This is a genomic window from Arsenicicoccus sp. UBA7492, assembly GCF_002479615.1.
In the GTDB taxonomy this organism is placed as follows: Bacteria; Actinomycetota; Actinomycetes; order Actinomycetales; family Dermatophilaceae; genus Arsenicicoccus; species Arsenicicoccus bolidensis.
This window is the reverse complement of the sequence record NZ_DLOE01000025.1, coordinates 8,351-25,463: the sequence shown is the minus strand read 5'-3', so window position 1 is coordinate 25,463 and position 17,113 is coordinate 8,351. Positions and strand designations below refer to the sequence as shown.

The 17,113-nt window shown below is 72.2% G+C and carries 14 protein-coding genes; 1 reads left to right on the top strand and 13 read right to left on the bottom strand.

The annotated features are described in order from the left end of the window. Window positions 1–108: 108 nt before the first annotated feature. From B4E97_RS06775 to B4E97_RS06725, 11 genes are all read right to left on the bottom strand, one after another. Window positions 109–1,935 carry an ABC-F family ATP-binding cassette domain-containing protein gene (locus tag B4E97_RS06775; RefSeq protein ID WP_286958119.1) on the bottom strand — a complete coding sequence of 609 codons (1,827 nt, stop codon included), beginning with the start codon at window positions 1,933–1,935 and terminating at the stop codon, window positions 109–111. 7 nt (window positions 1,936–1,942) lie between these two features. Beyond that, complete coding sequence (locus B4E97_RS06770; RefSeq protein WP_286958116.1) at window positions 1,943–2,896, bottom strand: 4-(cytidine 5'-diphospho)-2-C-methyl-D-erythritol kinase; 954 nt, start codon at window positions 2,894–2,896, stop codon at window positions 1,943–1,945. A 48-nt stretch (window positions 2,897–2,944) separates the two neighbouring features. Continuing rightward, window positions 2,945–3,823: a 16S rRNA (adenine(1518)-N(6)/adenine(1519)-N(6))-dimethyltransferase RsmA gene (rsmA, locus tag B4E97_RS06765; RefSeq protein WP_286958111.1), complete on the bottom strand. Its 879-nt coding sequence runs from the start codon at window positions 3,821–3,823 to the stop codon at window positions 2,945–2,947. Then, window positions 3,820–4,689 carry a TatD family hydrolase gene (locus B4E97_RS06760; protein ID WP_286958107.1) on the bottom strand — a complete coding sequence of 290 codons (870 nt, stop codon included), beginning with the start codon at window positions 4,687–4,689 and terminating at the stop codon, window positions 3,820–3,822. Before B4E97_RS06760 ends, rsmA begins: the two co-directional genes overlap by 4 nt. Next, window positions 4,686–6,602 carry a methionine--tRNA ligase gene (gene metG / locus B4E97_RS06755; RefSeq protein WP_286958105.1) on the bottom strand — a complete coding sequence of 639 codons (1,917 nt, stop codon included), beginning with the start codon at window positions 6,600–6,602 and terminating at the stop codon, window positions 4,686–4,688. The genes B4E97_RS06760 and metG overlap by 4 nt, the downstream gene beginning before the upstream one ends. 84 nt (window positions 6,603–6,686) lie before the next feature. Continuing rightward, complete coding sequence (aroQ, locus tag B4E97_RS06750) at window positions 6,687–7,214, bottom strand: type II 3-dehydroquinate dehydratase (RefSeq protein ID WP_084412796.1); 528 nt, start codon at window positions 7,212–7,214, stop codon at window positions 6,687–6,689. Between the two features lie 363 nt (window positions 7,215–7,577). After that, the gene (locus B4E97_RS06745; RefSeq protein ID WP_029211868.1) at window positions 7,578–8,321 is read right to left on the bottom strand and encodes a succinate dehydrogenase/fumarate reductase iron-sulfur subunit; all 744 of its coding nucleotides are present in this window, start codon (window positions 8,319–8,321) and stop codon (window positions 7,578–7,580) included. Continuing rightward, window positions 8,318–10,315, bottom strand: a complete 1,998-nt coding sequence (locus B4E97_RS06740) for a fumarate reductase/succinate dehydrogenase flavoprotein subunit (protein WP_029211869.1) — start codon at window positions 10,313–10,315, stop codon at window positions 8,318–8,320. Before B4E97_RS06740 ends, B4E97_RS06745 begins: the two co-directional genes overlap by 4 nt. 13 nt (window positions 10,316–10,328) lie before the next feature. Then, complete coding sequence (locus B4E97_RS06735) at window positions 10,329–11,003, bottom strand: succinate dehydrogenase cytochrome b subunit (protein ID WP_286959167.1); 675 nt, start codon at window positions 11,001–11,003, stop codon at window positions 10,329–10,331. A gap of 226 nt (window positions 11,004–11,229) precedes the next feature. After that, a complete protein-coding gene (gene rsmI, locus B4E97_RS06730) occupies window positions 11,230–12,108 on the bottom strand; it encodes a 16S rRNA (cytidine(1402)-2'-O)-methyltransferase (protein ID WP_286958086.1) in 879 nt (292 codons plus the stop codon). Beyond that, a complete protein-coding gene (locus tag B4E97_RS06725; RefSeq protein ID WP_286958084.1) occupies window positions 12,105–13,076 on the bottom strand; it encodes a cation diffusion facilitator family transporter in 972 nt (323 codons plus the stop codon). Before B4E97_RS06725 ends, rsmI begins: the two co-directional genes overlap by 4 nt. 31 nt (window positions 13,077–13,107) lie before the next feature. On the opposite strand from B4E97_RS06725, the gene B4E97_RS06720 reads away from it, so the two are divergent. After that, the gene (locus B4E97_RS06720) at window positions 13,108–14,691 is read left to right on the top strand and encodes a dolichyl-phosphate-mannose--protein mannosyltransferase (protein WP_376786262.1); all 1,584 of its coding nucleotides are present in this window, start codon (window positions 13,108–13,110) and stop codon (window positions 14,689–14,691) included. Window positions 14,692–14,742: 51 nt separating this feature from the next. On the opposite strand, the gene B4E97_RS06715 is transcribed toward B4E97_RS06720, so the two are convergent. Together B4E97_RS06715 and B4E97_RS06710 are read right to left on the bottom strand one after the other, a co-directional pair. After that, entirely contained in the window at window positions 14,743–16,551 is a 1,809-nt protein-coding gene (locus B4E97_RS06715; protein WP_286959165.1) for a PH domain-containing protein, read from the bottom strand. Beyond that, window positions 16,548–17,113, bottom strand: a 566-nt coding sequence (locus tag B4E97_RS06710) for a PH domain-containing protein (protein WP_286959164.1), incomplete at its 5' end; no start/stop codon positions are given. The genes B4E97_RS06710 and B4E97_RS06715, both read right to left, overlap by 4 nt.

Genomic DNA, 17,113 nt, shown 5'->3' with positions numbered 1-17,113 from the left:
ACAAAGTGCCGCCCACGCACCTCCGGACGACCCGAACTGAGCTCCCAGCTCACGAACGCTGACGCGTGGACGGGCGGGATCCCCGCGCCGGTGGTGGAGGGGTGGTGGTCAGTCGGCGATCTCGGCGGCCTCGAGCCAGGCCATCTCGAGCTCCTCGCGCTGGTCGACGACCTCGCGCAGCCGGATGTCGAGCTCACGCACCGCTGACGCGTCGGTGGCGCGGGCCACCATGTCGTCGTGGAGCCGGGTCTGCTCGGACTCGAGCCGCGCGATCTGGCGCTCGAGGCGGCCCATCTCCTTGCGCGCCTCGCGGACCTCGGCGGCGGAGTAGGCCGACCCGCCGCCGCCGTCGTGGGAGACCGCGCCCGTCGGGGTCGCCGGGTTGGCCGGTCCCCGCGAGCGGGCGGCCTGCTGGGCGGCATACAGCTCAAGGTATTGCTCGACGCCGCCGGGCAGCTCACGGAGGCGACCGTCGCCGAGCAGCGCGATCTGCTGGTCGCACATGCGCTCCAGCAGGTAGCGGTCGTGGGAGACGACGAGCAGGGTGCCGGCCCAGCCGTCGAGGACGTCCTCCAGGGACTGGAGGGTCTCGATGTCGAGGTCGTTGGTGGGCTCGTCGAGGAGCAGGACGTTGGGCTCGGCCATGAGCAGGCGCAGCAGCTGCAGGCGGCGGCGCTCGCCTCCGGACAGGGAGGCGACGCGGGTCTGCTGGCGCTGACCGGTGAAGCCGAGCTGCTTGGCGAGAGACGAGGCGCTGACCTCCTTGCCGCCGAGCATCGTGAACTTCTTGACGTCCTCGATCGCCTCGATGACCCGCCAGTCGGCGAACCGCTCGAGCTCGCGCACCTCCTGGGACAGGAAGGCCATCGCGACGGTCTTGCCCTGCTTGCGGCGTCCCGCGTCCAGGGGCAGGTCGCCGGTGACGACGCGCAGCAGGGTCGACTTGCCGGCGCCGTTGACGCCGACGATGCCGATGCGGTCGCCCGGTCCGAGGCGCCAGGTCACGTCGTCGAGGATCTGCTTGTCCCCCAGCCGGACCGACGCGTCCTCGAGGTCGATGACGTCCTTGCCGAGCCGTGTCGTGGCGAAGCGCATGAGGGAGACGTCGTCGCGGGGCGGCGGCTCGTTCTCGATCAGCTGGTTGGCCGCCTCGATCCGGAAGCGCGGCTTGGAGGTGCGGGCCGGCGCACCGCGGCGCAGCCAGGCCAGCTCCTTGCGGAGCAGGTTGTTGCGGCGCTCCTCGGTGACGGCGGCGACGCGCGAGCGCTCGGCCTTGGCGAGGACGAAGGCCGCGTAGCCACCCTCGTAGGCGTTGACGGTGCCGTCGACGACCTCCCACGTGTCGGTGGCCACGGCGTCGAGGAACCACCGGTCGTGGGTGATGGTGACGAGCGCGCTGTCGGCGCGGGTGCGACGGGTCGACAGGTGTCGGGCGAGCCAGGCGACGCCCTCGACGTCGAGGTGGTTGGTCGGCTCGTCCAGCATGAGCAGGTCGGGGTCGGCGACGAGCAGGGCGGCCAGGGCCAGGCGGCGACGCTCGCCACCGGACATCGGGCCGACGATCGCGTCCAGGCCACCGACGTTGGTCGCCGCGACGCCGCCGAGCAGCCCGTCGAGGACGTCCCGGACGCGCGCGTCGCCCGCCCACTCGTGCTCGGCCAGGCCCCCGAGCACGGCCTCGCGCACGGTGTGCGTCGGGTCCAGGGTGTCGTCCTGGCTCAGCATCCCGACGGTCAGGCCACCGGTGTGGGCCACCCGACCGTCGTCGACGGGCAGACGTCCGGCGAGCACCTTGAGCAGGGTGGACTTGCCGCCGCCGTTGCGGCCGACGATGCCGATGCGCGTGCCGGAGCTGACGCCGAGGGACACGTCGTCGAGGACGAGCGTCGTGCCGAGCGCGAGGGTCGCGTGCTCGACGGAGACGAGGTTGGCCACCTGCTGGTCACTGCTCCTTGCCGGGGTGGATGAGTCGGGCACCGGGGACCGGGCCCTGGGCGCGGCGCACGTCGGAGGCCACGCCCGACGCGGTCAGCGCGACGGCCAGGTCGAGCGCGTGCTCGTGCGAGGCCGCGAGGAAGGCGCAGGTCGGGCCGCTGCCGCTGACGATGCCGCCGAGGGCGCCGCACTCCTGGCCGATGGCGAGGGTGTCGACGAGGCGGGGCTGCAGGGACAGCGCGGCCTCCTGCAGGTCGTTGTGCATGGCCTGGCCAACGGCCTCGGCGTCGCCGGAGAGCAGCGCGGTCATCATCGCGGTGGAGACCTCCGGCTCGGGCTGCTGCTGAGCCGGCGCTGACGCGTCCTCGCCCCGCTCGGCGCGCAGCCGATCGAGCTCGGCGAACACCCGCGGCGTGGAGAGTCCCTCGTCGCTGAACGCGAAGACCCAGTGATAGCTGCCGCGCGCCATGGCCGGCGCCAGCTCGTCGCCGCGCCCCGTGCCGATGGCCGTGCCCCCGAGGACCGAGAACGGCACGTCCGCCCCGAGACCGGCGGCCAGCCGGTGCAGCTCGGTGCGGCTGAGGCCCACGCCCCACAGCGCGTCGGCGGCGACGAGGGCCGCGGCGCCGTCGGCCGACCCGCCCGCCATACCCCCGGCCACCGGGATGTCCTTGGCGATCGAGATGGCGACGGGCCCCGCCACGGGGTGCCCCTCGCCGACCGCGATGACGGCGCGCCAGGCGAGGTTGGACTCGTCGGTGGGCACGTGCTCGGCGTCGCGCCCGGCCACGGTCAGCGAGCAGCGCCGGGCGCGGCGGACGGTGACGTCGTCATACAGGTTCACGGCCTGAAAGACCGTCGCGAGGGCGTGGTAGCCCGAGGCGTCGCGCGGACCGACCAGCAGCTCGAGGTTGACCTTGGCTGCGGCGCGCACGGTGACGGCTTCGGGCAGGGACGGCATGTCTCGCACCCTACCCACACCCGGGCCGGACGCGCAGGTGACGGCGGATCACGCGGGGACCGTGCGGGCGGCCGCCGCGACGCGGGTGAATGCCTCGATGTCGAGCGCCTCGCCGCGGGCCTGGGGGTCGACGCCGGCGGCGCGCAGGATCGCCTCGGAGCGTGCCGTGGAGCCGGCCCACCCGCCGAGGGCCGCGCGCAGCGTCTTGCGGCGCTGCAGGAAGGCCGCGTCGATCACGCGGAACACGTCCCTGCGCTCGGGCTGGTCGCCCTCGATGACCGGCGTCGGGCGGCGGACCAGCTCGACCAGGCCGCTGTCGACATTGGGGGCGGGCCAGAAGACCGTGCGGCCGACGGTGCCGACGAGGCGGACGTCGGCGTACCAGGACGCCTTGAGCGAGGGGACGCCGAAGGTCTTGGACCCCGGCCCGGCCGCGAGACGCTCGGCGACCTCGAGCTGCACCATGACGAGCACGCGCTCGAGCGTCGGGAAGGCCTCGAGGAAGCTCAGGACCACGGGCACCGACACGTTGTAGGGCAGGTTGGCCACGAGCGCCGTCGGTTGCGGGTCGGGCAGCGACCGGACCGTGAGGGCGTCGGCCTGCACCAGCGAGAGCTTGTGCGCGACAGCGGGGTTGGTGGCGGCGACGGTGTCCGGCAGGGCCGCGGCGAGCGCCGGGTCGACCTCGATCGCGACGACCTGGCGCACCTCGGGCAGCAGCGCGAGGGTCAGCGACCCGAGGCCCGGCCCGACCTCGACGACGACGTCGTCCGGCCCCACCCCGGCGAGCCGCACGATGCGCCGGACGGTGTTGGCGTCGAGCACGAAGTTCTGGCCCCACTGCTTGGTGGGGCGCACCCCGAGCCGGGTGGCGAGCTCGCGGATCTGGACCGGCCCGAGCAGGCCGGAGGCGGGGGCGTCGGTCACGACCAGCCTCCGTAGATGCGCTCGGCGTTGTCCGACACGGCGCGGCACAGGGTCGGCACGTCGACGTTGAGCGTGGTCGCCATCGAGCGGAGCGTGACCGGGACGAGGTAGGGCGCGTTGGTCGCGCCGCGGTGCGGGTGCGGCGTGAGGTAGGGCGCGTCGGTCTCGACCAGCACCTGCGACAGCGGCACGATCGACAGGGCGTCGCGCAGCGACTTGGCGGACTTGAAGGTCACGGTGCCCGCGAACGACAGGTAGTAGCCGCGCTCGACGCACTCGCGCGCCATCGTGATGTCGCCGGAGAAGCAGTGCATCACCGTCACCGGCGGTGCGCCCTCCTCGGCGAGGATCCGCAGCACGTCCTCGTGGCTGTCGCGGTCGTGGATCTGCAGCGCCTTGCCGAGCCGCTTGGCGAGATCGATGTGCCAGCGGAAGGACTCGTGCTGCACGCCCTGCCCCTCCGGGCCCGTGCGGAAGTAGTCGAGACCCGTCTCGCCCACCACCCGCACCCGCGGGTGCTGAGCCAGTCGCTCGATCTCGGCGTATGCCGAAGCCAGGTCGCCCCGCGCCGCGAGGGGCGGGACCTCGTTGGGGTGCAGCGCGACGCCACCGATGACCGCGGGGTGGGTCACCGCGGTCTCGACCGTCCAGCGCGCCGCCGCGAGGTCGCACCCGATCTGCACGAGGCGGTCGACGCCGACGCTGCGCGCCTGGCGGATCACCTCGGTGAGGTCGGGGCGGTCGCCGCCGTCGCGGGCGATGTCGACGTGCGTGTGGTTGTCGACGACGGGCAGCGGCAGCGGGTCGGGCAGGGGCGGCGGGGCGCCGCGGTCCTGCCCGGCGCCGTGACCGCTGCCGTCCGTCATGCCTGGGCCCCGCCCTGCGCCGGGGCGGCCGCGACGTCACCGGTCGCGTCGGCGGCGGTCGTGTCGGCGCCGGAGGCGCCCGTCATACGGGCCATCTCCTCCTCGACCACGCAGGGGTCGAGCTTGACGAAGACCGGGGTGGGCTTGGCCACCGGGGCGCCGACCGTGACAGGACGCCGCTCCCAGCGCGGGGTCGAGGAGTACTCGCCCGTGATGATCGGGTAGACGCGGAGCTCGTCGGAGGCGATCGAGGGGTCGACCGCCGCCGTGGTGACCGGCCCGAGGTCCTCGACGTGCTCGATCCGCGGCATGGGCATGAACTCGCCCTCGCCGCCGAAGGTCGCCCACACGCGGTTGGACGCGTGCGGCAGGAACGGCGCGAGGATCGTGTTGCAGTCGTGGACGCACTGGGCCAGCGTGTGCAGGACGGTCCCGAGGCGCTCGCGCTGGTCCTCGCCCTTGAGCTTGAACGGCTCGGTCCGCGAGACATAGGTGTTGACCTCGCCGACGATCCGCATGGCCTCGGCGATGCCGGCCTTCTGGCGGTGGTGGGCGATGAGGTCCCCGACCGTGTCGAACCCGCGCGCGACCTCGTCGAGGATGTCCTGGTCGACCGGCTCCAGCGGCCCCGGCGCCGGGATCTCGCCGAAGCTCTTGGCGATCATGCTGGCCGTGCGGTTGACCAGGTTGCCCCAGCCGGCGACGAGCTCGGAGTTGGTGCGCTGCACGAACTCCGCCCAGGTGAAGTCGCTGTCCTGGTTCTCCGGGCCGGCGGCGCAGATGAAGTAGCGCAGCGCGTCCGGCTGGTAGCGGCTGAGCATGTCCCCGACGTAGATCACGACGCCGCGCGAGGACGAGAACTGCTTGCCCTCCATCGTCATGAACTCGCTGGCGACGACCTCGGTGGGGAGGGTGGGGGTGCCGAACACGCCGGGCTCGCCGCCCTTGGCGCCCCGACCGGCGTAGGCCAGCAGCTCGGCCGGCCAGATCTGGGAGTGGAAGGTGATGTTGTCCTTGCCCTGGAAGTAGTAGGAGCGGGCGTCGGACTCCTCGCTCCACCACTCGCGCCAGCGCTCCTCGTCGCCCACGCGCCGCGCCCACTCGATGCTCGCCGACAGGTAGCCGATGACCGCGTCGAACCAGACGTAGAGCCGCTTGGTGCGCTGGTCGCGCCAGCCGTCCAGCGGCACCGGGATGCCCCAGTCGATGTCGCGCGTCATCGCGCGGGGACGGACGTCCTTGAGGAGGTTCTGGGAGAACTTGATGACGTTGGGGCGCCAGGTGCCGGTCGCCTCGCGGTCGTCGAGCCAGACCTTGAGCGCCTCGGCCAGCGACGGCAGGTCGAGGAAGAAGTGCTGCGTCTCCACGAACTGCGGCGTCTCGCCGTTGATCTTGGACCGCGGGTCGATCAGCTCGGTCGGGTCGAGCTGGTTGCCGCAGTTGTCGCACTGGTCGCCCCGCGCGTCGGGGAAGCCGCAGATCGGGCAGGTGCCCTCGACGTAGCGGTCGGGCAGGGTGCGGCCCGTGCTCGGGGAGATCGCGCCCTTGGTGGTCTCCTCGACCATGTAGCCGTTGGCGTGGCAGACGCGGAACAGCTCCTGCACGACGGAGTAGTGGTTGCGCGTCGTGGTGCGGGTGAACAGGTCGTAGGACAGGCCCAGGTCGACGAGGTCCTGCACGATGACCGCGTTGTTCTTGTCGGCCAGCTCCTGCGCCGTGACCCCGGCGTTGTCGGCGGCCACCAGGATCGGGGTGCCGTGCTCGTCGGTGCCGGACACCATCAGCACGTCGTGGCCCGCCATCCGCATGTAGCGGCTGAAGACGTCGGAGGGGACACCGAAGCCCGCGACGTGACCGATGTGACGGGGGCCGTTGGCGTACGGCCAGGCAACTGCTGACAGGACCTTGCTCATGAGGCACGAGTCTAGTGGTCGCGCCGGTGCCGCTCTCACCGTCGCCCGCTGGTCAGGACCCATGCGTGGGGCCGGGGCGGGACGTCATACGGGCTGGTCGGTCTGATCCCCGGCCAGCCGGGCGACCAGGTCGATCGCCTCCTCGTAGCCCGCGATCCCGTGGCCGGCGATCTGCGCGGCGGCGACCTGCTCGACGTAGGAGTGGTGGCGGAACTCCTCGCGCGCGTGGATGTCGCTGATGTGCACCTCGATGACCGGCGCCTCGACCGTCTCGAGGGCGTCGCGCAGGGCCACGCTCGTGTGGGTGTAGCCGCCCGCGTTGATGATCAGCCCGATGCAGCTCGTGCGGAGCTCGTGGACCCAGTCGATGAGGACGCCCTCGTGGTTGGACTGGCGGCAGTCGGCGACCAGGCCGTATGACGCTGCCCGCTCCTCGCACCGCCGCTCGACGTCGGCGAGGGTGTCGCGGCCGTAGACCTCGGGGTTGCGGGTGCCGAGGAGGTTGAGGTTGGGGCCGTTGAGCACCGCGACGACGGACCTGCCCGAGGTAGTCACGTCAGCCTGGGGTGCGAAGGCCGGTCGATGTGACTGCCTCGGGTAGGTCTGGTCCATGGGCGCAACCGTAGTCCGCCGAGCGGCAGCCGGCACGAGCGGGCGAGGGGCGAGGGGCGAGGGCGCGCCGCACGTGCTGCCCTGCGGGTCGGGTTGTGCACCGGCCAGGACGGCCTGCGCCAGCGGTGTCGACCGTCGTCCGTGGCGCCGCACCTCCCCGGTGGGTCCGGCCGGTGTCCGTGGTGAGCTGCAGCATGCCACGGGCGCTGGCGGCTGCCACCGGCGCTCGCGGGCGCCACCGGCGCCGGAACGCCGACGGCCCGCCGCTCCCCCGGCAGGGGGAGGACGGGCCGTCGGGCGTGTGCCGTCCCGGTGGCTACCGGGGGGACGACGCACGCGGTGGTGCGGGCGAGGCGCGCGTGGTCAGCGCTTGCCGCCCTTGCTCTTGCGGAAGTCCGCGTTGAGCGTCGAGATGACGTCCTGCGGGATCTCCTTGGGACAGGCCGCGGAGCACTCGCCGATGTTGGTGCAGCCGCCGAAGCCCTCGGCGTCGTGCTGCTTGACCATCGCGGCGACGCGGGACCAGCGCTCGGGCTGGCCCTGCGGCAGCTCGCCGAGGTGCGTGACCTTGGCGCCCATGAAGAGCATGCCGGAGGCGTTGGGGCAGGCCGCGACGCAGGCGCCGCACCCGATGCACGCCGCCGCCTCGAACGCCCGGTCGGCCTTGCGCTTCTGGACCGGCACCGAGTGGGCCTCGGGGGCCGACCCGGTGTTGGCGCCGATGAAGCCGCCCGCCTGGATGATCCGGTCGAACGCCGAGCGGTCCACGACGAGGTCGCGGATCACGGGGAAGGCCGTGGCGCGCCACGGCTCGACCGTCAGCTCGGCGCCGTCGGAGAAGGACCGCATGTGCAGCTGGCAGGAGGTGGTGACCTCCGGGCCGTGGGGCTGGCCGTTGATGACCACGCCGCACTGCCCGCAGATGCCCTCGCGACAGTCGCTGTCGAAGGCAACCGGCTCCTCGCCGGAGGCGATCAGGGTCTCGTTGAGCACGTCGAGCACCTCGAGGAAGGACATGTCCTCGGAGATGTCGTCGAGCTGATAGGTCGCCAGCGCGCCCTTGGCGGCGGGGCCCGCCTGGCGCCAGATCTTCAGGGTGATTCTCACTTGTAGCTCCGCTGCTTCAGCTCGATGAACTCGTACACGAGGTCTTCCTTGTGCAGGGTCGGGGCGCCGTCCTGGCCGCCCCACTCCCACGCGCCGACGTAGGCGAACTCGTCGTCGTGGCGCAGGGCCTCGCCCTCCTCGGTCTGCGACTCCTCGCGGAAGTGACCGCCGCAGGACTCGCGCCGGTGCAGGGCGTCGATGCACATGAGCTCACCGAGCTCCAGGAAGTCGGCCACGCGGCCGGCCTTCTCGAGCTCCTGGTTGAGCCGGTCGCCCTCGCCGAGGACCCGCACGTCGCGCCAGAACTCGGCGCGCAGGTCGCGGATCATGCCGATGGCCTTCTTGAGGCCCTCCTCGGTGCGGGACATGCCGCAGTACTCCCACATGATCGAGCCCAGCGCGCGGTGGAAGGAGTCCACCGACCGCGTGCCGTTGATCGTGAGGAAGTGCTCGATGCGGTCCCTGACGGAGCGCTCGGCCTCGGCCACGGCGCTGTCGTCGGCGTCGACCTTGGGGAACGGGCCGGCCGCGAGGTAGTCGCGGATCGTGTTGGGCAGGACGAAGTAGCCGTCCGACAGGCCCTGCATGAGCGCCGAGGCGCCCAGGCGGTTGGCGCCGTGGTCGGAGAAGTTGGCCTCGCCGGCCACGAACAGGCCCGGGATGTTGGACTGCAGGTCGTAGTCGACCCACAGGCCACCCATCGTGTAGTGCACGGCCGGGTAGATGCGCATCGGCGTCTCGTAGGGGTTGTCCCCCGTGATCCGCGCGTACATGTCGAACAGGTTGCCGTACTTGGAGGACACCGCGTCCTGGCCCATGCGCGAGATCGCCTCGGCGAAGTCGAGGTAGACGCCGCGGCGCACCTGGCGCTCCTCGCCGTCCGGACCGACCTCGGCGATGGCCGGGCCCACGCCACGACCCTCGTCGCACATGTTCTTGGCCTGGCGGGAGGCGATGTCGCGAGGCACCAGGTTGCCGAAGGAGGGGTAGATCCGCTCCAGGTAGTAGTCGCGGTCCTCCTCGGGGATCTGGCGCGGGTCCTTGTCGCAGTCCTCGGCGCGCTTGGGCACCCAGATGCGGCCGTCGTTGCGCAGGGACTCCGACATCAGCGTCAGCTTGGACTGCTTGTCGCCGTGCTGCGGGATGCAGGTCGGGTGGATCTGCGTGTAGCAGGGGTTGGCGAACAGCGCGCCCTTGCGGTGCGCGCGCCAGGTCGCCGTGACGTTGCAGCCCATGGCGTTGGTCGACAGGAAGAAGACGTTGCCGTAGCCGCCGGAGGCCAGGACCACCGCGTCGGCCAGGTGGGTCTCGAGCTCGCCGGTGACCATGTCGCGGGCGATGATCCCGCGGGCGCGGCCGTCGACGACGATCAGCTCGACCATCTCGTGGCGGGTGAACTGCTTGACCGCGCCGGCGGCGACCTGACGCTCGAGCGCCTGGTAGGCGCCGATCAGCAGCTGCTGGCCGGTCTGGCCGCGGGCGTAGAAGGTGCGGGACACCTGCACGCCACCGAAGGAGCGGTTGTCCAGCAGGCCGCCGTACTCGCGGGCGAAGGGCACGCCCTGGGCCACGCACTGGTCGATGATGGCCGCCGACACCTCGGCCAGGCGGTAGACGTTGGACTCGCGGGAGCGGTAGTCACCACCCTTGACCGTGTCGTAGAAGAGGCGGTACACGGAGTCGCCGTCCTCCTTGTAGTTCTTGGCGGCGTTGATGCCACCCTGCGCGGCGATCGAGTGGGCCCGGCGCGGGCTGTCCTGGTAGCAGAACGCCTTGACGTTGTAGCCGGCCTCGCCGAGCGTGGCGGCGGCGGCGCCGCCGGCCAGGCCGGTGCCGACGATGATCACGTCGAGCTTGCGGCGGTTGGCCGGGTTGACGAGCTTGGTCTCGAACTTGTGGCGGGTCCAGCGCGACTCGATCGGGCCCTTGGGCGCCGCCGTGTCCTGGATCGGCTCGCCCTCGCGGTAGATGCCGTGGATCAGGTTGTCAGTCATGGGTCTTCAGGTCCTACTTCCCGATGATGCCGAGGACGATGGCCAGCGGCGGCACGGCGAACCCGACGGCGATCACCAGCGCGAGGGCGATCGCGACGAGGTTGGCGGTGCGGTTGGCCTTCTTGGTGTTGGTGCCGCCCAGCGTCTGGATCGAGCTGTAGATCCCGTGACGCAGGTGCATCCCCAGCGCGACCATGGCGAGGAGGTAGAGCAGCGTCATCCACCAGGTGCTGAACGCGGCGAACGTCAGCAGGAACGGGCTCTCGTGGCCACCGACCATGAGGTCGGCCTCGGAGTAGCCGCTGTTGACGTTGATCTTGGCGATCGTGAAGTGCAGCAGGTGCCAGACGATGAAGACGACGAGGGCCACGCCGCCCCAGCGCATCGTGCGGGACGCCAGCGTCGCGCGGACGGTGCGCTTGACGGCATACCGGTCCTTGCGCGCCGCGTGGGCCCGGCCGGTCAGCTGGATCGCGGCCCAGACGTGCGCCACGACGGCGACGAGCAGGGTGAGCCGGAGGATCCACAGGAAGCCCGAGTGCGGGAGGATCGGCATGAACATCGTGCGCAGGTGGTGCGCGTACTCGTCGAAGGCCGCCTGGCCCGCGAACAGCTTGAGGTTGCCGTACATGTGAAAGAGGACGAAGAACACGAGGAACAGACCCGAGATCGCCATGATGACCTTCATGGTGATGCTGCTGCGCCGCGACGTGTCCTGCCTCGCGGGAAGTGTCGAAGTAGCCACGGGTGAAACTTACCCCTTCGCCGCAGCACGGGCCCGACCGGGGCGCGCCCTGATAGAGCACGGATCGGGAACGATCGCGGTGCACGCTGCGTTGACGTCTCCCCTGCTTAGGGTGCCCTTCGTGACCCACCTCACCGAGGCCCCGGACGGCAGGTCTCGCCCCGTGGGACTACCGGTCCGTATGCCGGGCGCGCAGCGCCTCGTCGTAGAGCGCCTTCTTGGCCGCGCCGGTCTGCGCGGCGACCGCGGTGCACGCGTCCTTGAGGCGCTCGCCGGCGGCCACGCGCTCGAGCACCAGCGCCACCGCGTCCTCGGCCCGCACGGCCACGGCCGGCGCGCCCTCGACGACCACGGTGATCTCGCCGCGCACCTCGCCGCGCGCCCACTCGACCAGCTCGTCGAGGGGGCCGCGGACGACCTCCTCGTAGGTCTTGGTCAGCTCGCGGCACACCGCCGCGCGCCGGTCGCCGCCGAAGGCCTCGGCCATGGCCGCGAGGCTGGCGTCGAGCCGGTGCGGGGCCTCGAAGAAGATCATCGTGCGGCGCTCGCCGACGAGCTCGGCCAGGTGACGGGCGCGCTCCCCGGCCTTGCGGGCGAGGAAGCCCTCGAAGCAGAACCGGTCGACGGGCAGCCCGGACACGGCCAGGGCCATCAGCACCGCGCTCGGTCCCGGCACGCAGGTCACGCGGACGTCCGCCTCGACCGCGGCCGCCACCAGCCGGTAGCCGGGGTCGGACACCGACGGCATGCCCGCGTCGGTCACCACGAGCACCCGCTCCCCCGCCTCGAGCCGGGCCAGCAGGTCGGGCGTGCGGGACGCCTCGTTGTGCTCGTGATAGCTGAGGACGGAACCGCGCGGCTGGACGCCGAGGGCCGTGCACAGGCGGTGCAGGCGGCGGGTGTCCTCCGCGGCCACGACGTCGGCGTCGGTCAGCTCGGCGGCCAGGCGCGGGGCGGCGTCGCGCGGGTCGCCGATCGGGGTGGCGGCGAGGACGAGCACCCCGTCCCCGGCGGAACCGCTGCGAGGGGAGGCGGCTGCGGGCGTCATACGAACCGCTCCCGCCCCAGGTCGGTCCGCCGCCCGGGCTCCTCGAGCAGCTCGGGCAGCTCCACCGGCATGCCGTCGTAGGACCGCGGGTCCTCGAGGGGCTCGAGGTGGATGACGACCCGCAGCTCGGGCATCGTCGCGCGCAGGCGCTGCTCGACGTCCTCGGTGAGGTCGTGGCCGCGCCGCACGGTCCAGTGGCCGGGCACGAGCAGGTGCAGCTCGGCGAACTCGTGGTGACCGGACTTGCGGGTGCGGAGTCCGTGGAAGTCGACCTCCTCGGACGCGAACGGCAGCAGGGCCGAGGCGATCTCGCGGTGCCGCTCCTCCGGCAGCGCCGTGTCCATCAGGCCGCCGACGGACTCGCGCAGCAGGCGCACCCCGGTCAGGACGATGTTGATGCCGACGAGGAAGGCGACGATCGGGTCCAGGCGCTGCCACCCCGTCAGGGCGACGAGCAGGACACCCGCCACCACCCCGACGGAGGTCCACACGTCGGTCAGCAGGTGCTGGCCGTCGGCGCGCAGGGTGATCGAGTCGTGCTTGCGACCGGCCCGCACCAGCACCATCGCCACGAGCCCGTTGATCACCGAGGCCACGACCGAGACGGCCAGGCCGACCCCGACGTTGTCGATCGGCTGCGGGTGCAGGAAGCGCTCGACCGCGGTCACGAGGATCACCGCGGCGGCGACGAAGATCATCAGGCCCTCGACGGCCGCCGAGAAGTACTCCGCCTTGGCGTGCCCGAAGTGGTGGTCGTCGTCGGCCGGCCGCCCCGCCACCGTGAGGGCGACGAGCGCGACCACGGCGGCGACGAGGTTGACGATGGACTCGGCGGCGTCCGACAGCAGACCCACGGAGCCGGTGAGCAACCAGGCTCCGGCCTTGAGGGTGATGGTCGCGATGGCCGCCGCGATCGAGAGCCAGGCGAAACGACGGAGGTCGCGCGTGGGGTCGGCTGCGGGTGTCACGCATCGATCATCGCACCCCCGTGCACCTACGATGAGGCGCGTGACGCCACCGACCGACCTCGCCCTGCGGCTGCGGGAGCGACTCCTCGGCCGGCCGCTCACCGACACCCTCCGCGCCTGGCTGCTCATCGGCCTCGTCACCGTGGTCGGAGGCGTGCTGCGCTTCTGGGACGTCGGCCGTCCGCACGAGCTGATCTTCGACGAGACGTACTACGTCAAGGACGGGGTCGGCCTGCTCAAGGGCGGCGTGGAGCTGACGCCCAAGTCCTCGATCACCAGCCACGACGTGCCGTTCACCAACGGCACCACCGACGTCTTCGGCACCGCCGGCAACTTCGTCGTGCACCCGCCCCTCGGCAAGTGGTGCATCGCCCTCGGCGAGATGATCTTCGGCCCCACCAGCTCCTTCGGGTGGCGCTTCACCGTCGCGCTGATGGGCACCCTGTCGATCCTCATGATCGGGCTGGTCGCCCGCCGGATGTTCCGCTCCACCCTGCTCGGGGTGGTCGCGGCGATCCTGCTGGCCACCGAGGGCCACCACTTCGTGCACTCGCGGACCTCGCTGCTCGACATGATCCTGTCCTTCTGGGTGCTGGCGGCGTTCTGCGCGCTGGTGGCGGATCGCGAGCACTCCCGCCGCCGGCTCGCCGACCGGGCGGCCGCCCTGGTCGCCCAGGGGCGTGACGTCACCTACGGACGCATCGGCCTCGGCATACGGCCGTGGCGGCTCGTGGCCGCCCTCTGCCTCGGGCTGGCCATCGGGACCAAGTGGTCCGGCGGGTTCTACTTCGCGGCGTTCGGCCTGCTCACCGTCGCCTGGGACCTGTCGGCGCGGCGGGCGATCGGCGAGGTCAACTGGGCCCGCAACGGGATCCTCGTCGACGGGGTGACCGCGTTCTTCTCCATGACGACGATCATCGTCAGCACCTACCTCGCGGGCTGGACCGGCTGGCTCCGCAGCGACAACGGCTACGGCCGGCACTGGGCCGACACGCACCCCGCCGACCCGCTGTGGAGCTGGGTGCCCGGGGCGCTGCGCTCGCTGCTGCACTACCACCAGGACATGTTCACGTCGGCGCGCTCCATCACCGCCTCCCACCCCTACATGTCCAACCCCTGGTCGTGGCTCCTGCAGGGCCGACCGACGTCCTTCTACTGGCAGAACCCCAAGCGCGGCGAGCAGGGCTGCACCGTCGACTCCTGCGCCAAGGCGATCACGTCGGTCGGCACGCCCCTGCTGTGGTGGACGGCCGTCGCGGCCCTGGTCGTGCTGCTCGTGATGTGGCTGCTGCGGCGCGACTGGCGGGCCGGCGCGATCGTCGTGTCGGTGGCGGCGGGCTACCTCCCGTGGTTCATGTACCAGGACCGCACGATCTTCACCTTCTACGCCGTGGTGTTCGTGCCCTATCTGGTGCTGGCCGTGACCCATCTGCTGGGCCTCGTGATCGGGCGGCCGGACGCCTCGGACGCGCGGCGGCGCACCGGCCTCACCGTCGCGGGGACCTTCGTGGCGCTGTGCGTGGCGTGCTTCGTGTTCTTCTGGCCGGTCTACACCGCCCAGGTGATCCCGTACGCCGACTGGCAGATCCGCATGTGGTTCCCCTCCTGGATCTGACCTACCCCCGGTAGAGGCATCGACCGGCCTTCGTTCGCCAGGCTGATGCCTCTACCCCCGGCGGGTCTGGTCCAGGCCGAGCGGCAGCTCGTCCGTCACGATCTCCCACGCCCGGTCCGTCGGCACGTCCACCACGTCGTAGTGCTGCGACCCCGCCGCCGTCGCCGCCACCAGCGTCGCGACCCCCACCCGCCGCTGCCAGAAGGTCTCGCGCACCGTCCACCCGATGATGCCGTCGGCGTCGAGCGCGACCGTGCGCCGGTGCAGGCTGCCCATGCGCGTGACCAGCTGCCGCGGCTCGCCCGGCCGGCCGAGGACGGCGTGCCCCAGGTTGTGCCAGCGGTCCTCGGCGAGCCCGGGAGCCAGGAGCAGAGGTATGGCGAACGGGGCCACCCACCACCACGACCACCCCAGCCACAGCACCAGCACGAGCGACGGCAGGATCAGCGCGACGCCCGCCTGCAGGGCCCGGCTCCAGCGGCGGCGCCGAGCGGCCGGACCGTGGCTGCGCAGCGGGACGCCGAGCCGGTCCTCGCCCAGCAGCCGGGTCGCGAGCTCGTGCACGTCGCGGCGGGGCGCCGGGGGCAGCAGGCCGGAGCCCGAGCTCGAGCCGACGCCCTGGTCAGCCCCCTCCCCGCCGATGCCGGTGGTCACGGCCTTGAGGCTGGCGCCCCGGGCCGCCCGGATCAGCAGGCTCTCCCCCATGGCGACGCCTCGCAGCCGCCCGAGATCGAGCGTCGTCGACCGCACGGTGAGCAGGCCCCGCGTGATGTGCAGCCGATCGCCCTCGCGCGTCACCGTGTGCCCCCAGTAGGCCAGGACGTACGCCACCACCGCGCAGACCAGCACGAACACCACCGCCACGGCGGCCGCAGCCGCCACCAGCGCCACCACGCCGTAGCGCACCGACGCGCTCGTCACCTGCGCCACGATCTCGTCGCTCAGCACCTGCCCGCTCAGCTGCCCGGCGAAGCCGATGATGGCCAGGGCGATCAGCAGCCCGCTGGTCGACAGCGGCGCATAGCGCACCCACCGGGCGTCGAAGCGCGACAGCACCTCGGGCTCGGGCGCGACGGGCACGCCCTGGGTGCCGGACAGCGCGCCGGGCGCTGACGGCACGCCGCCTGGCTCGCCATCGGTGACGTGAGTCGTCGTCCCGTCCGCCGTCGACCCTGCTGATGGCCCCGCGGCACTGCCTCCCTCGAGGGCCGCCCCGGCGGCAGCCGCCTCCGTCTCCTGGATCGACCCGCGGTGCACCAGCAGCTCGGCGCGCAGCGTCGCGGCCTCGGCGGACGTCAGACCGTCGAGGACCAGGGGCTTGCCCCCGGCCACCCCGGTCCCGATCCGCGCGGTCGACAGGCCGAGGATCCGGTGCAGCGGCGACGCCTGCAGATCCACCGACCGCACCCGGTCGATGGGCACCGTCAGGGTCTCGCGCTTGAGCAACCCCTTGCGCTGCTGCACGCGTCCGTCGGCGATGCGGTAGCGCGTGGTCGCCCAGGTGATGACGGCGATGAGGAGCACGAGGGCGCCGATGCCAAGGTTCCACCAATGGTTGCCGCCGTCGGACCGCGTGTTGCCGACGATCAAGGCCGGCAGCACGGCGGGGAGCAGCTCCTTGAGGCTGCGCAGCGGGTGGATCAGCAGCATCCGCGCGCTCAGCCGACGCCACGGGATCTCGGGCGGCCCGCCCTGCAGATCGGTCTCGGCGCGCTCGGTCTCGACGCGCTCGGTCTCGACGCGCTCGGTCGGCGTGCGCTCGACAGGCTCGGTCCGCTCGGTCGGCGTGCGCTCGACAGGCTCGGTCCGCTCGGTCGGCGTGCGCTCGACAGGCTCGGTCCGCTCGGTCGGGTCGCTCACGTCGCGTCCCCCGGCGTCTGGTCGGTGATGCGGGTCAGGTCGGCCACCACGCGCTCCGCCGTCGCCAGGTCCAGCCCCTCCAGCTCGACCGCCCCCGCGGAGGATGCCGTGGTCACCGTCACGGTGGCCAGCCCGAGCATCCGCGCGATCGGTCCGCGCTCGAGGTCGACGGTCTGCACCCGCGAGATGGGGGCGACGCGGCGTTCCTGCGTCCACCACCCCGTGCGAGTGAACACCGCGGTCGGGCTGCACTCCCAACGGTGCACGGCATAACGCCAGCGTGGGACCACGACCATGTCGACGACGGTGATCACGGCCAGGGCGACCAGTGCCCACGTCGACCAGGTGCGGCGCTCCTCGTCGAACCACCACCACGCGCCCACCGCCACCAGGAAAGGCACCGATCCCAGCACCGAGTGGATCAGCCACAGCACCTTGGCCCGCGGGCTCGGCCGGTGCTCCGGCTCCCTCAGCGCGGCGGCCAGGTCGGTCGGTTCGTCGATCATCTCCCCCATGGGGCCACCCTGCCAGACACACCCCTCGTATGCCGGGAGGGCCCCAC